General features: G+C 73.5%; 13 protein-coding genes and 1 pseudogene. 7 read left to right on the plus strand and 7 right to left on the minus strand.

Features of this window, described 5'->3' with window-relative positions; genetic code table 11:
- Positions 1-55 precede the first annotated feature (55 nt).
- The 3 genes from ACF059_RS07730 (at position 56) to ACF059_RS07740 (ending at position 5,145) form a co-directional block, all read left to right on the plus strand.
- A complete protein-coding gene (locus ACF059_RS07730) occupies positions 56-1,624 on the plus strand; it encodes an alkaline phosphatase D family protein (RefSeq protein ID WP_392052787.1) in 1,569 nt (522 codons plus the stop codon).
- A 166-nt stretch (positions 1,625-1,790) separates the two neighbouring features.
- Complete coding sequence (locus ACF059_RS07735) at positions 1,791-3,209, plus strand: GNAT family N-acetyltransferase (RefSeq protein WP_392052790.1); 1,419 nt, start codon at positions 1,791-1,793, stop codon at positions 3,207-3,209.
- 235 nt (positions 3,210-3,444) lie between these two features.
- Entirely contained in the window at positions 3,445-5,145 is a 1,701-nt protein-coding gene (locus ACF059_RS07740) for a DUF885 domain-containing protein (protein ID WP_392052793.1), read from the plus strand.
- Positions 5,146-5,229: 84 nt separating this feature from the next.
- On the opposite strand, the gene ACF059_RS07745 is transcribed toward ACF059_RS07740, so the two are convergent.
- Positions 5,230-5,790 carry a rhodanese-like domain-containing protein gene (locus tag ACF059_RS07745; protein ID WP_392052796.1) on the minus strand — a complete coding sequence of 187 codons (561 nt, stop codon included), beginning with the start codon at positions 5,788-5,790 and terminating at the stop codon, positions 5,230-5,232.
- Positions 5,791-5,884: 94 nt separating this feature from the next.
- Here ACF059_RS07745 and ACF059_RS07750 point away from each other — a divergent pair, with 94 nt between their 5' ends.
- On the plus strand, positions 5,885-6,331 hold the full coding sequence (locus ACF059_RS07750) for an Lrp/AsnC family transcriptional regulator (protein ID WP_392052799.1): 447 nt from the start codon (positions 5,885-5,887) through the stop codon (positions 6,329-6,331).
- A gap of 11 nt (positions 6,332-6,342) precedes the next feature.
- Here ACF059_RS07750 and ACF059_RS07755 read toward each other — a convergent pair whose 3' ends face one another.
- The 3 genes from ACF059_RS07755 to ACF059_RS07765 all read right to left on the minus strand — a co-directional run bounded on the left by ACF059_RS07755 (position 6,343) and on the right by ACF059_RS07765 (position 11,390).
- Complete coding sequence (locus ACF059_RS07755; RefSeq protein ID WP_392052802.1) at positions 6,343-9,354, minus strand: AAA family ATPase; 3,012 nt, start codon at positions 9,352-9,354, stop codon at positions 6,343-6,345.
- Positions 9,351-10,517, minus strand: coding sequence for an exonuclease SbcCD subunit D (locus ACF059_RS07760; RefSeq protein ID WP_392052804.1), 1,167 nt, complete (start codon positions 10,515-10,517; stop codon positions 9,351-9,353). Before ACF059_RS07760 ends, ACF059_RS07755 begins: the two co-directional genes overlap by 4 nt.
- 246 nt (positions 10,518-10,763) lie before the next feature.
- Positions 10,764-11,390: a YigZ family protein gene (locus ACF059_RS07765; protein ID WP_392052807.1), complete on the minus strand. Its 627-nt coding sequence runs from the start codon at positions 11,388-11,390 to the stop codon at positions 10,764-10,766.
- 199 nt (positions 11,391-11,589) lie between these two features.
- Between ACF059_RS07765 and ACF059_RS07770 the strand changes: the two are divergent.
- Positions 11,590-11,769, plus strand: a pseudogene (locus ACF059_RS07770) (transposase); the annotation flags it as partial.
- A gap of 132 nt (positions 11,770-11,901) precedes the next feature.
- On the opposite strand, the gene ACF059_RS07775 reads toward ACF059_RS07770, so the two are convergent.
- Positions 11,902-12,453 (minus strand): hypothetical protein, encoded by a 552-nt coding sequence (locus ACF059_RS07775; protein ID WP_392052809.1) that lies wholly within the window; start codon positions 12,451-12,453, stop codon positions 11,902-11,904.
- Positions 12,454-12,654: 201 nt separating this feature from the next.
- Between ACF059_RS07775 and ACF059_RS07780 the strand changes: the two genes are divergently transcribed.
- Positions 12,655-13,059, plus strand: coding sequence for a CoA-binding protein (locus ACF059_RS07780; RefSeq protein WP_392053140.1), 405 nt, complete (start codon positions 12,655-12,657; stop codon positions 13,057-13,059).
- 12 nt (positions 13,060-13,071) lie between these two features.
- Here ACF059_RS07780 and ACF059_RS07785 read toward each other — a convergent pair whose 3' ends face one another.
- On the minus strand, positions 13,072-13,680 hold the full coding sequence (locus tag ACF059_RS07785) for a helix-turn-helix domain-containing protein (protein WP_392053143.1): 609 nt from the start codon (positions 13,678-13,680) through the stop codon (positions 13,072-13,074).
- A gap of 105 nt (positions 13,681-13,785) precedes the next feature.
- Here ACF059_RS07785 and ACF059_RS07790 point away from each other — a divergent pair, with 105 nt between their 5' ends.
- Entirely contained in the window at positions 13,786-14,652 is an 867-nt protein-coding gene (locus tag ACF059_RS07790) for an EamA family transporter (protein WP_392052812.1), read from the plus strand.
- Positions 14,653-14,742: 90 nt separating this feature from the next.
- Here ACF059_RS07790 and ACF059_RS07795 read toward each other — a convergent pair whose 3' ends face one another.
- On the minus strand, positions 14,743-14,958 hold the full coding sequence (locus ACF059_RS07795) for a DUF6243 family protein (RefSeq protein ID WP_392052815.1): 216 nt from the start codon (positions 14,956-14,958) through the stop codon (positions 14,743-14,745).
- Positions 14,959-15,119 lie beyond the last annotated feature (161 nt).

The raw sequence follows: 15,119 nt of genomic DNA on the forward strand, positions 1-15,119 counted from the left end.
GTGTGCGGGGGCACGCTGGTCCGACCGTTCTCGCCACCCCCCTGGAGACGCACCGATGGCACCGACCCCGCACACCCGACGGACCCTCATCGGGGGTTCCCTCGCCCTCTCCTCCGCACTGCTCGCCTCACCGGCGCTCGCCGCCCCCGCCTTCGCCCGCTCCGCCCGGCCGAACGCGCTCTGGGGCGTCCAGTCCGGCGAGATCACCGCCCACTCGGCCACCGTCTGGACGCGTTCGGACCGCCTCGCGCGCATGTACGTCGAGACCTCCCCGAGCGAGTCGTTCCGCTACGCCGTACGCCGCCACCGCGGCCCGCTGCTCGGCCCGTCCGGCGACTTCACCGGAACCACGGTCCTGCGCGACCTCCCGCCCGGGCAGCAGATCCACTACCGGGTCGTCCTCGCCGACCCGGACGACCCCCGCCGCACCTCCGCACCCGTCCAGGGCACCTTCCGCACCACGCCCGCGTCGCGTCGCCACGACGTGCGCTTCCTGTGGTCCGGCGACCTGGCCGGCCAGGGCTGGGGGATCAACCCCGACGTCGGCGGCTACCGCGTCTTCGAGGAGATGCGGCTGCGCGACCCCGACTTCTTCCTCTTCAGCGGGGACACGATCTACGCCGACGGGCCGATCAAATCCTCCGTACCGCTGCGCGACGGCAGTCTCTGGCGCAACGTCACGACCGAGGAGAAGGCGAAGGTCGCCGAGACGCTCGCCGAGTTCCGCGGGAACTTCCGCTACAACCTGCTCGATCGCCACCTGCTCGCCTTCAACGCCCAGGTCCCCGTCCTGGCCCAGTGGGACGACCACGAGGTGCGCAACAACTGGTACCCCGGCCAGCTGATCGACGACCCCCGCTACACCGTCAAGGAGGTCGACGTCCTCGCCGCCCGCGCCCGCCAGGCCTTCGGCGAGTACTTCCCCGTCACCGACCTGCGCGGCGGCGCCGCCGAAGGCCGCATGTACCGCGTGATGCGGTACGGCCCGCTGCTCGACGTCTTCGTCCTCGACATGCGCACCCACCGCAACGCCAACTCCCCGGACACCCAGACCGAGGACCCCCTCGGCATCCTCGGCCCCGAGCAGCTGGCCTGGCTCAAGCGCGAGCTCTCGCGCTCCCGCGCGACCTGGAAGGTCATCGCCGCCGACATGCCCCTGGGCATCGTCGTCCCCGACGGGGCGGCGAACTTCGAGGCCGTGGCGCAGGGCGACCCGGGTGCTCCGCTGGGCCGCGAGCTCCAGATCGCCGAACTCCTGCGCCACATCAAGCACCAGCGCATCACCGGCACCCTCTGGCTCACCGCGGACGTGCACTACACCGCCGCGAACCACTACGCGCCCGAGCGGGCCGCCTTCACCGACTTCGCGCCGTTCTGGGAGTTCGTCTCCGGCCCGATCGGCGCGGGCGGCTTCCCGGCCGGGCGGCTCGACGCCACCTTCGGCCCGCGGACGGCGTACGTGCAGTCGGCTCCCTTCGCCAACATGTCCCCCTCGGAGAACCCGCCGTACTACGGAGAGGTCGACATCGACGGCGGCAGCGGGGAACTCACGGTGCGGTTGCGGCGCCAGGGCGGCGATACCCTGTTCACGCAGACCCTCCAGCCCGGGCGCGTGGGCCAGTAACGCGGACCGGCGACGGCCGGGCGGGCAGGCCGGAACGCGGTAGGTTCCGGCCGGAGCCGGCCGGAACCCGGTAGGAAAACTGGACGAAATCGGCCAGACGGACACTTAACCAGTCGGTCACAGAGCGTTCGTGATCACGCAACACCCCTGCGCCACAGTGGTGTGCATGACTGACCGCAGCCACGCCTCCGCCCCGCGTCCCCACCACCACCACTGGCGCCGCGACCTCGTCGAACTCGCCGCGCTCTTCTGCGCCGTCGCGGTCGCCGACGCCATCGCCAACCTCGTCGTGCACGGTCCGAGGGGCCCCGTCCTGCTGGTCGCCTCGGCCGTCGCACTCCTGGTCACCGCGGCCTTCCACACCTGGTGGGCGCGGCGCCACAGCCATGCGCCGCCGCCGTACGGTACGGCGCCGCCCTCCCGTCCGACGCCGTCGGGCGCCACCCCCACCGCGACCGCGGCCGCCACCCTGTGGCGGATGCGTACGACCGTACGGGACGAGCCCGGCTCCCTGGCCGCCCTCTGCACGGCACTCGCCCGTAACGGCGTCGACATCCTGACCCTCCAGACCCACCCGCTGCCCGAGGGCGGCACGGTCGACGAGTTCCTGCTGCGCGCCCCGCAGCAGCTGGCCTCCGCCGACCTCACCCGGGCCATCGCGGGGGCCGGCGGCCGCAGCACCTGGATCGAACGCGCCGACGCCCACGACCTGGTCGACACCCCGACGCGCGTCCTGGGCCTGGCCGCCCGCACCGCCCTGGACGCCGCGGAGCTCCCCCTCGCGCTGCGCCAGCTGCTCGGCCGCTGCACGATCCACTCGATCCCGGCGACCACCCTCTCCGGCCGCCCCAACGCCGGCGCCGACGCCCCGGTCGAAGGCGTCCTGGAGGCTACGGTCCTGCGCCTGCCCGACCCCTCGGGCGGCGTCATCACCGTGGAGCGGCCCTACCTGCCCTTCACCCCGACCGAGTTCGCCCGTGCCCGGGCCCTCGTCGAGCTCGACACCCGGCTCGGCCCGCGCGTCCCGCGCAGCCAGGACGTCCTGACCTTGCCCGAGGGCAACGAGATCACCGTGCGCCGCGCCGACGGATCCGACCAGGCCGCGGCCCGCGCCATGCACGACCGCTGCTCCGAGCGCACCCTCGGCCTGCGCTACAACGGCCCCGTCTCCGACGCCGACCGCTACCTCGGCCACCTGCTGAGCCCCCGCTTCGGCCGCACCCTCGCCGCCACCACCGCGTCCGGGAAGCTCGTCGCCCTCGGGCACCTGCTGTGGGACGGCGACGAGACCGAGGTCGCGCTCCTCATCGAGGACGACTGGCAGCGCCGCGGCATCGGCTCCGAACTGCTGCGCCGGCTCATCGCGATGGCCGTCGAGGCCGGCTGCGACAGCGTGTACGCCGTCACCCAGGCCTCCAACACCGGCATGGTCGCCGCCATGCGCGGCCTCGGCCTCCCCCTCGACTACCAGATCGAGGAGGGCACCCTGGTGATCACGGCCCGGCTGGACGCTACCCCGGTCCCGTCACGGCTGCCCTACGAGCTCCCCCACGAGCAGCAGGCCGCGCGCCGCCCCCGGCACTGAGCCGCCCGGACCGGACCGGGGCTGCCCCATGCCAGGGGAGGCAGCTCCGGCCGGATCCGGCCATGCTCCGGGCGCTCGGGCCCGCGGATTCCCACCCAGCCCGGGCACCAACTCCCGTACACACCATGTGTGTTGATGAGACAGAGGCGACCCGTCCACCCCTCGGCCACCCAGGACCGCAGGCTGACGGCAATCTGTAATGACGGGAGCAGGTCTCCCGTACGAAGATGGCCGCATGTCAGAGATCCTCCACAACGGCAGCGCATCCCGGCTGCCCCGCCAGGTGGCCGACGCGTACGTCGACGACCTCATCGCCCTCGACCCGATCACGGGCACCTACCTCGGAGACGCCGCGAGCTCCGCCAAGCTCCCGGACTTCTCCCCGGCCGGCCGTGCGGCCGTCGCCGAGCTCGCCCGCGCCACCCTCGTCCGCCTCGACGCCGCCGAGCTGCTGCCCGGCGCCGACAGCGACGCCGAGCGGCGCTGCGCGCGCCTGCTGCGCGAGCGCCTCACGGCCGAGCTCGCGGTCCACGAGGCCGACGAGGACCTGCGCGCGGTCAGCAACATCCACAGTCCCGCGCACAGCGTCCGCGAGGTCTTCAGCCTGACGCCCACCGACACCGACGAGGACTGGGCGGCGATCGCCGAGCGGCTGCGAGCCGTGCCGGCCACGTTCGCCGGCTACCGCGAGAGCCTCGGACTCGGCCTGGAGCGCGGCCTGTACGGCGGTCCGCGCGCCACCGCCACCATGATCGACCAGCTCACCACCTGGGCCGGCCAGGACGGCTCCGGCCCCGCCTTCTTCGCGGACTTCGTCTCCGGCGGCCCGCAGACCCTGCGCGCCGAGCTGGACGAGGCGGCCGCCGGCGCCACCGCCGCCGTCGTCGGACTGCGCGACTGGCTGCGGGAGGTGTACGCCCCGGCCGTCGCGGGGAAGCCCGACACCGTGGGCCGCGAGCGGTACGCCCGCTGGTCCCGGTACTTCAACGGCACCGACCTCGACCTCGACGAGGCGTACGCCTACGGCTGGTCGGAGTACCACCGGCTGCTCGGCGAGATGAAGACCGAAGCGGCCAAGATCCTCCCGGGCGCCGGCCCCTGGGAGGCGCTGAAGCACCTGGACGAGCACGGCACCCGCATCGGCGTGGACGAGGTCCAGGGCTGGCTCCAGGGCCTGATGGACGAGGCCATCGAGAACCTCGACGGCACCCACTTCGAGCTCGCCGAGCGGGTGCGGAAGGTGGAGTCGCGGATCGCCCCGCCGGGCGGCCCCGCGGCCCCGTACTACACCTCACCCTCGGAGGACTTCTCCCGGCCGGGCCGCACCTGGCTGCCCACGATGGGCCAGACCAGCTTCCCGGTCTACGACCTGGTCTCCACCTGGTACCACGAGGGCGTTCCGGGCCATCACCTCCAGCTCGCGCAGTGGACGCACGTGGCGGACCAGCTCTCCCGCTACCAGGCCACCGTCGGCGGGGTCAGCGCCAACTGCGAGGGCTGGGCCCTGTACGCGGAGCGGCTGATGGAGGAGCTCGGCTACCTCAAGGACTCCGAGCAGCGCCTGGGCTACCTGGACTGCCAGATGATGCGCGCCGCGCGGGTCATCGTGGACATCGGCATGCACCTGGAGCTGCGTATCCCCGACGACTCGCCCTTCCACCCGGGCGAGACCTGGACGGTCGACCTCGCGCAGGAGTTCTTCGGGCTGCACAGCGGCCGCCCGGCGGACTTCATCGAGAGCGAGCTGACCCGGTACCTGTCGATGCCGGGACAGGCGATCGGCTACAAGCTGGGCGAGCGCGCCTGGCTGCTGGGCCGGGACAACGCCCGCGCCGCGCACGGTGATTCCTTCGACCTCAAGGCCTGGCACATGGCCGCGCTGTCGCAGGGTGCGCTGGGGCTGGACGACCTGGTGGACGAGCTCTCGAAGCTCTGACCCGGGCCTCGTCGCCGCCTACGCAGGACGGGCCGCTCACCTCCCCGGGGAGGTGAGCGGCCCGTCCTGCACCCCATACCGTTGTCAGCAGCCGCAGTCGTCGGAGTCGGTGGGTGCGGTCAGCGGGTCCGCCTCGGCGCGCTGCTGGTTGCCCTGCCAGGTCTCGACCTCGAAGCCCTCGCGGATCCAGTACTCGATCCCGCCGAGCATCTCCTTGACCTGGAAGCCGAGTTCGGCCAGGGCGAGGGCGGAGCGGGTGCCTCCGTTGCAGCCGGGGCCCCAGCAGTACGTCACCACGGGGATGTTCTTGTCCAGGAGCCGCTCGGCCTGCTCGGGGATGAGGGCGGTCGGCAGGTGGATCGCTCCGGGCACGTGGGCCTGGTCCCAGGACGGGGTGGAGCGGGAGTCGATCAGCTGGAAGCCGAGCTCGGCGCCCTGCTCGCGGTGGGCCTTGTAGGCGGCGGCGACGTCCGACACGTCCGCGTGGAAGGCCAGGCTCGCCGCGAAGTACGCGGCCGCCGCGGCCGGGGAGGCCGGGGGCACCCGGAGCACGGGGTTCGCGGAGGTGGAGGCGGGAGCGGAGGCGGTGGCGGGCGCGGTGCCCGGGGCCGGCTGGTTCACGGAGTGCGTGTGCGTCGTCGTCATGACCCAAAATCTACGATCTGTTGATCTTCTCCGGAAGCGGTTTTTCCCGGCGTTCCGCTTGTCCAGCCGGGAAATCCCCTGCTAGACCTGGGCCATGACCGACTATTCCCCTGACGCCACCGACTGGCGGATCCTCGAAGTCCTCCAGCAGGACGGGCGCGCCAGCTTCACCGAGCTGGCCCGCGCCGTGTCCATGTCCGCGAGCGCCGTGACCGAGCGGGTCCGCCGCCTGGAGGAGGTCGGCATCATCACCGGCTACACGGCGGTGGTGGACCCGGAGAAGCTCGGCAAGGCGATCCTCGCCCTGGTGCGGCTGCGCTATCCGCACGGCAACTACAAGCCGTTCCACGACTTCCTGGAGGCCACCCCCGAGATCCTGGAGGCGCATCACGTCACCGGCGACGACTGCTTCGTCCTCAAGGTCGCCGCCCGTTCGATGGCCCACCTGGAAGAGGTCACGGGCCGCATCTCCGGCCTCGGCCCGGTGACGACGAGCATCGTCTACTCCTCGCCGCTGCCGCGCAGGCCGCTCAGTCACTGAACGCTGCACCCTCAGTCCGTCAGCGCCGCCGTCCGGTGGCGCACCACGGAACCCCCGCGCTGCTTGACGATCTCCAGCTGCGCCTGCACCCGGGTGCGCAGGTCGGCGACGTGGCTCACGATGCCGACGCTGCGGTCCCGCTCGCGCAGGGAGTCCAGTACGTCCAGCACCTCGTCCAGCGCCTGGTCGTCGAGGCTGCCGAAGCCCTCGTCGATGAAGAGGGTGTCCAGCCGCATGCCGCCCGCCTCGTCGGTGACCACGTCGGCCAGACCCAGTGCGAGGGCGAGCGAGGCGAAGAAGGTCTCGCCGCCCGACAGCGTGGCGGTGTCCCGCTCGCTGCCGGTCCAGGCGTCGACCACGTGCAGCCCGAGACCGGAACGCCCCCGCCCGCCGGCGCGCGCGTCGGAGTGGACCAGCGTGTACCGGCCCCCGGACATGCGCAGCAGCCGTACCGTCGCGGCCGCGGCCACCTGCTCCAGGCGGGCGGCCAGCACGTAGGCCTCCAGCCGCATCCGGCGTTCGTTGTCGGCGGAGGTGCCCGCGGTGAGTCCGGCCAGCCGGGCGACCCTCTCGTACTCCTCGCGCAGCGGGCCGAGCGCGCGCAGTTCCCGCTCGGCCTGCAGGGAGAGCCGGTCCAGCTCCTCGCACCGGACGCGGGCCGCGTCCACCGAAGACGCGGCGGTACGAAGCTTCGCCGCGGCCTCGGCTGCGTACACCTCGGCCGCCTCCGGTGCGGCCGGGGGCAGGGCTGCCGCCGCGGCGGCGCCGCTCTCGCCCCGGCGGTCCGCCAGCAGGGCTTCTTCTGCCTGCCAGGCGTCCAGCCGGTGTTGGAGCGCCGTGCGTTCGTACTCGGGGAGCACCGCGTCGGCGGCAGCCTCGATGGTGTCGAAGCCGGCCTTGAAGGCGGCGTCGGCGAGCTGGTCGTCGGCCTCCTTCAGCCGGGCCGCGGTGGCCTCCGCCCGGCGCAGCGAGGCGGCGGCCGCGGAGACCATCCGGACCCGGTCCTCCAGGGTGCGGGCCCGGGCGGCGACCGTGGGCGCGCCGTCCCGCAGGAGCACCAGCTCGGCCTCCAGCGAGGCCTGTTCGCGGTCCAGGGCTTCGCGGCGGGAGGCCCGGGCGGCGGCCCGGGTCTCGGCGCCCTGCCGGTCGGCGCTGCGCGCGGCGTGCTCCCGCTCGGCGCGGGCGAGCTGCTCCCGGGCGGCGTGCAGTCCGGCGGCCGCGGCATGCGCGGCGGCGTGCCCGGCGCTCAGCTCCGAGGTCAGGGCGAGGAGTTCCTCGGTGGTGGCGTCCCCGGCGGCGGCAGCGGCCTCGGCGCGGGCCTCCCGGGCCGCGGCCAGCCGGCGCTCGACGGCCGCGCGGTCCTGCTCGGCCCGTTCGAAGCGGGCGTGGGCCGCGTCCTCGGCGGCGCGGTCCACGTGCCCGGGGGCCGGGCGGGCCGGAGCCGGGTGCTCCGCGGACCCGCACACGGTGCAGGCCTCCCCCGCCACCAGCGCTTCGGCGAGCTCGGCGGCGATCCCGCGCAGCCGGGCCTCCTTGAGCTCCAGCCAGCGCTCCCGGGCGGCGGCCGCGTCCTCGCGCAGGGCGAGCAGTTCGCCCGCGGCGCGTTCCTCGGCGGTGGCGAACTCGTCGCGCCGCCGGGCGGCGTTCAACTGCATGCGGGCGGGTTCCAGCCGGCCCGCGAAGTGCTCGGCCTCGGTGGCGGCCTGCTGGGCGGCCTCCACCCGCTGCTGGAGCGCGGCCCGGGTGCCCTCCCAGCGTTCGAGCCACTCGGCGGACTCCTGGAGCTGTTCCTCGGCCGCACGGGCCTCCCGCTCCAGGTCGGCCCGCTCTCGGCCGATCTCGGCGCTGCGCTGCTCGGCCCGGTGGGCGGCGCCGAGCGCGCCCAGGTCCTCGCGCAGCCGCTGCTCGACGTCGGCCAGCTGCTCGGCGCCGGCCTCCTTGAGCGGGGGCGGCAGTTCCGCCCGGGCGGCCGACTCGGCGTGCGCGGCGGCCAGGTGCGCCGCGAAGGCCGCGCCGCGCAGCTCCAGGGCGGGGGCCACCAGGGCGCCGCGCCGGGCCCGGTCCAGCAGGCCGCGCACGCGCTCGCGCTCGGGCCCGGCCTCGGCGAGCAGGGCGGCCCGGCGGGCGGTCTCCGCGTGCCGGCGCTGGAGCCGGTCGAGCTCGCGCTCGTCCTCGGCGGCCCGCCGGGCGGCGGCGTGCCGGCTCTCCACGGCGGCCAGCGCGTACTCGGCGACCTCGTACCGCTCACGGGCCGCGCACCGGGCGACGGCCGCCCAGGCCCGGATCGCCTCGGCCAGCCCGGGGTCCCCGGGCTGGTGGGCGGGCAGCGGCCAGGCCCGCAGGTCGGCGCTGTCCCCCGCGGCCTGGGCGAGCCGCTGCGCGGTGTGCAGCACCTTCTCGTCCCCGGCCCGGACCTTGGCCTCGGCGGCCCGGCGGCGCTCCCCGAGCAGGGCTTCGACGGCGGCGAAGCGGCGGGTGTCGAAGAGGCGGCCGAGCAGCCGGCCGCGCGCCGCCTCGTCGGCGCGCAGGAAGCGTGCGAACTCCCCCTGCGGCAAGAGCACGACCTGGCAGAACTGCTCGCGGCTCATGCCGAGCAGCTGCTCGATCTCCTCGCCGATCTCCTGGTGGGAGCGGCTGAGCGCCTGCCAGCCCTCGCCGGTGTGCTCGCGCAGCCAGCTCTGGGCCTTGTCCTTGGTCGTGCCGGTGCCGCGTTTCTTGGGGCGTTCCTGTTCGGGGCGCCGGGTGATCTCCAGGCGGCGGCCGCCCGCGGTGAGTTCGAGGGTGACCTCGGTCGGGGTCCCGGCGGAGGCGTGGTCGCTGCGCAGGCTGGTGCCGGGGGCCTGGCGGGGGCCGGGCACGGATCCGTAGAGCGCGTAGCAGACGGCGTCGAGCACGGAGGTCTTCCCGGCGCCGGTGGGCCCGTGCAGCAGGAAGATCCCGGCGCCGGACAGGGCGTCGAAGTCGATCTCCTGGGGCTCGGCGAAGGGCCCGAAGGCGGTCACCGCCAGCCGGTGCAGCCTCATCGGTGGGTCTCCTGACGGCTGTCGTCGGCCCGCACGGCGTCGAAGGCGCTCTGCAGGACGGCCCGTTCGGCGTCGTCCGCGTGGCCGCCGCGCACGTGGGCGACGAAGTCCTCGGCGATCTCCTGGTCGCTGCGGCCGCGCAGGCGCTGGGCGTAGGAGGCGCCGGCCTCCTCGGTACGGCCCTCGGGGTCGAAGGCGAGGGTGAGGGTGTGCGGGAAGCGGGCGGCGAGGCGGGCCATGGGGTCGTCGGGGCGGACCGGGTCGGTGAGGGTGGCCTCGACCCAGGCGTCCTCGTGCGCCGCGTACGCCGGCTCCTCCAGCAGGTCCGCGAGCCGTCCGCGCAGCCGCGCCAGGGCGCGCGGTACGGGGGTGTCGATCCGCTCGGCGCCGGCGATCTCCCCCGCCGCGCCCAGGTCGATCAGCCACATCGTCTTGCGGTGGTCGGCCTCGGAGAAGGAGTAGGCGAGCGGGGAACCCGAGTAGCGGACCCGTTCGTTGATCGTCTGGCAGCCGTGGAGGTGGCCGAGGGCGGCGTAGTCCACCCCGTCGAAGACGGAGGCGGGCACGGCCTCGACCCCGCCGACGGCGATGTCGCGTTCGCTGTCGCTGGCCTGCCCGCCGGTGACGAAGGCGTGTGCCAGGACGACGGAGCGGGTGCCGGGCGCGCGGGTGGCCAGGTCGGCCCGGATCCGGTCCATGGCCGCGCCCAGCACGGCCTCGTGACTGACCTTCCGCGTACCGAACTCTTCCTTGACCAGGGCCGGTTCCAGATAGGGCAGGCCGTACAGCGCCACCTCACCGTGTACGTCGGCCAGCACCACGGGCTCGGCGCAGCCGGCCGGGTCGGTCCGCAGGTGAATCCCGGCGCGGTCGATGAGCCCGGCCCCGACTCCGAGGCGGCGCGCGGAGTCGTGGTTGCCGGAGATCATGACGGTGGGCACGCCGAGCTCCGCGAGCCGGTGCAGGGCCCGGTCGTAGAGCTCGACGGCGGGCAGCGGGGGCACAGCCCGGTCGTAGATGTCACCGGCGACGAGGACGGCGTCGACCTCGCGCTCGCGGACGGTCGCCACGAGGTGGTCGAGGAAGGCCGCCTGGGCGCCGAGCAGGTTCACACGGTGGAAGGCCCGGCCGAGGTGCCAGTCGGAGGTGTGCAGAATTCTCAAAACATCGCTCCGACCTGCACTTCTCCTGCTCCTCCACCTCCGAACCCCACACGGAACCAGCTCGGGCGCCGCAGTCGGTCCCCCACGTCGGCGCCCGCCGGTATCCGCTCCGGCACGGATCTCAGTCTGCCATCGGCGCCGGGGCCGGCTGACCACGGAGGGCGGGAACGAGCCGGGCGGCGGCGCGGGGGCCGCCACCCACCGGCGGGGCCGGCACGGGGTCGCTCGTACGAACGGACCGGGCCCTCATGGCGCGTACGTCTCTCCGCCGAGGGTGAGGGTGGCGCTGCCCGCCGTGCTGTCGGCGAGCCAGGCCTCGAAGGCGGGCAGGTCCGCCTCCGGGAGGGCGACCTCGATCTCCACGGCGGCCCCGTAGCGCAGGTCGACCACGGTCCGGCCGGTGGAGCGCAGGTCGTTCTGGGTCTTGCCGGCCCGCTGGTGGTCGACGGTGACGGTGGCCAGCCGGTAGCGGCGCCGGGTGACGGTCCCGAGCGCGTCGAGGGCCTCGCCGACGACCCCGCCGTAGGCCCTGATCAGCCCGCCGGCGCCGAGCTTCACGCCGCCGTAGTAGCGGGTGACGACGGCGACCGCGTAGCGGATGTCCCGGCGCGTGAGCATCTGCAGCATGGGGACTCCGGCGGTGCCGCCGGGCTCGCCGTCGTCGCTGGCCTTCTGGACGGACGCGTCGGCTCCGATGACGTAGGCGAAGCAGTTGTGCGTGGCGGTGGGGTGCTCCCTGCGGACGCGCGCGATGAACTCCTGCGCCTCCTGCTCGGTCGCGGCGGGCGCGAGCGAGCACAGGAAGCGCGAGCGGTTGATCTCGGACTCGTGCACGCCCTCGCGGGCCACCGTCACGTACTGGTCTGCCTTCACCGCACCACCCTAATCCGTGGTGAAGAGCGGTCCGGCCGGATGAGAAACGGGCGGGCTGTTCGAGCGCCAGGGCTGTCACATCTGGCTCCACCTGGGCTGCGACGCCTTCCCGTAGATCGGTGGGCAGGCCTGGTGCTCGTGGTGGTAGCAATTGCGCGGGCGCCGGGCGGCCGCCTACTGACGCCAGGATCTTTGATCCGGCCTCGGCACACAGCTCGGAGCCCGGCTCCTCGCCGAGATCGGAGACGACCGGCAACGGTTCACCGACGCCCGCGGCCTGGAGGCATACGCCGGCGCCTCGCCCATCACCCGGGCGTCCGGCAAGAAGTCCGGCATCACCCGACGCTGGGTGAAGAACGACCGCCTCAACCACGCCGGCTAGTGGAGGCAGTGGTAGAGCTGGGAGTCATCGATATGACGAGGCACTTGCCTTCCCAGCCCCACCCGACGAGGTGGGCATAGCGGCCGCATAGCCAGGGGCGCATCTCGCCGGCAGCGATCAGGAGCATGCCTAGCGGGACAGGCGGCCCACCACTGCACGGAACCTCTCCCGCCCTGCCGTGACGCTCGCGTCCCACAGGCCTGAAATGTCACCGTCCAGCGAGAGGGACTGGAGCCGGTGTTCCTCAGCGAGAAAGCTGGCACCCGCCACGTTCTGGTCCAGCATGCCCATCGCGGTGAGCGCCGCATGGCCGCAGGACACCGCGGCATCAGCGCTTCCCGAGCCGTGGGCCAGCAGGGCATACCGCAGGCAGAGGGCAGCGAAGAAGGCGTAGGTGTCGGCGACATCCGTGATCCCCTCCTCGGTCGACTGAAGCTCGGGGAACCGCTCCAGCAGGCGCACGCGGTCGGGGGCGTCCCCGAGCGGCCGGTCGGCATACCAAAAATCGCGCACGGACTCCGCATAGAAGTCCATGTCGGCTTCGCGCCCCGGCTCGCCGGCCCGCAGGCCCGCGAACAGCGGCGCCATGCGTTCGGTGCAGGCAGCGACATACAGGCGGATCCCCTCGCCGCCTCCGCCGCGCAGCGCCTCAGCGACGGCCTCCTCCACCAGCGTCTCCATGGCCCACCCATCCCGTTCGAACAGATCGACAGGCTACACAGGGCGTCGAGGTCTACAGCTTGACGAGTCAGGACCCTGAGGTGTCTACGGGGAATCGGACATGTGTCCTTTCTGTTGATCCCGCTGAGCGGCCGGCGACGAGGCCGGCCGCACCAGCACCAGCACCAGCACCAGCACCAGCACCAGCAAGAGGCGGCACACGTGTACGGCGATCCGGCAGCCATCCGCAAGATCCTCACCGAGCTCGGTGACACCTGGGCCGTGGTGGGCCTCTCGAACAACCGGCAGCGGGCGGCCTACGGGGTGGCGCGCGTGCTCCAGCGGTTCGGCAAGCGCGTGGTCCCCGTCCACCCCAAGGCCGAGACGGTGCACGGCGAGCCCGGGTACGCCTCGCTGGAGGAGATCCCGTTCGAGGTGGACGTGGTGAACGTCTTCGTGAACAGCGAGCTGGCCGGCCCGGTGGCCGACCAGGCGGTCGCCGTCGGGGCCGCAGCCGTCTGGTTCCAGCTCGGCGTGATCGACGAGGCCGCCTTCGACCGGACCCGCGAGGCCGGGCTGACCATGGTCATGGACCGCTGCCCCGCGATCGAGATCCCCGCGCTCTAGGGGTGCCGTCCCCTACGGGGTGTCGTGCGGCTCACGCCGGGCGCGCGGCGCCGGCATGGGCGGGACGGACACCGCGAGGGTCATCTCCATCGGTTCGGCACCGTCGTTGCGGTAGGAGTGCGGGAGGTTGGCCTCGAAGGTGGCCGCGGCCCCGGCCGGTACGCGGAACTCCTCCTCGCCGACCACCAGGGTCAGCTCCCCGGCCGTGACGTGCAGCATCTCGATGGTGCCGGAGGGGTGCGGGGCGGACTCGGTCCCCTCACCCGGCACGAGCCGCCAGGTCCACAGCTCCATCGGCCCGCGCTCGTCGGTGCCGATCAGCATGGTCGTCGAGCTGCCGGCCTCGCTCGACCAGATCCGGACGACCTGGTCCGGCGCGACGATCCGGACCTGCGGGCCCCGGTCGTAGTCGAGGAGCGAGGAGATGCTGACCCCCAGGGCGTCGGCCAGTCTGACCGTGGTGCCCACGCTGGGGTTCGTACGGGCCTGCTCGATCTGGATGATCATCCCCCGACTCACCCCCGAGCGGGCCGCGAGCGAGTCCAGGGTGAGACCGCGCTCACCGCGCCACCTCTTGAGGTTGCGGGCGAGCGCCAGGCTGAGCTGTTCGAGATCCGACACCATTGCGTCCAATATCTTGGATGGCGCAGTCCAAGGGACTGCACTACCGTGCTGTGTATTCGATGCTGCACTCCACCGTTCACCGCACTGTACTGCGAGGCCCCCATGACCGCCCTCTTCGCCCTGGCCACAGCCGTGCTGTGGGGTCTCGCCGACTTCGGCGGCGGTCTGCTGACCCGCCGGATACCCGCCCTCACGGTGGTCGTCGTCTCGCAGGTCCTCGCCGTCGCGGTGCTCGGCACGGTGGTGCTCGCCACCGGCGCCTGGCGCGAGGCGGGACCGCAGTTGTGGTTCGCGGTGGGGGCGGGCCTGGTCGGACCGGTCGCCATGCTCAGCTTCTACAAGGCGCTGGCCCTCGGCCCGATGGGCGTGGTCTCGCCGCTGGGTTCCCTCGGGGTGGTCGTGCCCGTCGCTGCGGGGCTGATGCTGGGTGAGCGGCCCGGCCTCGGCCAGTTCGCGGGGATCGCGGTGGCCGTCGTCGGCATCGTCCTCGCGGGCGGCCCGGAGCTGCGCGGCGCCCCCGTGCAGCGGCAGGCCGTCGTCCTCACCCTGGTCGCGGCCTTCGGGTTCGGCGCGGTGATGGCCCTGATCGCGCAGGCGTCCACGACCCTCACGGGGCTGTTCCTCGCCCTTTTCGTACAGCGCGTCACCAATGTCTGCGTCGGCGGCGCCGCCCTGTGGGCCCAGACCCGGCGCGGGGTCCCGGCCCTGCCGTCGGGCGCCGGCCCGCGGATCCTGTGGACGCTGCTGCCCGCGCTGGCCTTCGTCGGCCTCGCGGACGTCGCGGCGAACGGCACCTACTCCATCGCCGCCCAGAACGGCCCCGTCACCTTGGCCGCCGTGCTGTCCTCGCTCTACCCCGTGGTCACCGCGCTCGCCGCCTTCGCCGTGCTCAAGGAGCGCCTGCGCGCCGTCCAGGCGGCCGGCGCGGGCCTGGCCCTGGCGGGCACGGTCCTCCTGGCCGCCGGCTGAAGCCGTCCGGCCCGGATACGGCAGCAGGGCCCGGCCCGCGTATCGCGGTCCGGGCCCTGCCCGTGCGGCGCCGCCCTGGGCGGCGCAGCGTCAGCCCTGTGCGGTGTCGGCGCCCGTCTGCCCGGGGCCTTCGGCTGCGCCCGCCTTCTCGCGCATCTTGCGCACCAGCTCCGCCTTCTGGTCGGCCGCACTGCGGCGGTCGAGGTTGCGGTGCGGGCCGTTGTTCTGCCGTTCGGCGCGGGACAGCTTCTTGCGCTGGCCCCCGCCCATGCCCACGGGGTTGTTGATGTTCTTGCTGACGGTCAAGGGTTCTCCCGGTCGTGATGTGAAGTGATCTGGGGATTCATCGGTGGGGGACGGGCGCGGCGACATCGAAGGACGTCAGCAGGGGCCCGTCACACGCTCACTCGTGAATCGGGGTCTGGAAGAACATGACAAAGACGTTACCCGCTCCCGTCGACCCCGGA

The sequence above is a fragment of the Streptomyces sp. NPDC016562 genome (assembly GCF_043076955.1).
In the GTDB taxonomy this organism is placed as follows: Bacteria; Actinomycetota; Actinomycetes; order Streptomycetales; family Streptomycetaceae; genus Streptomyces.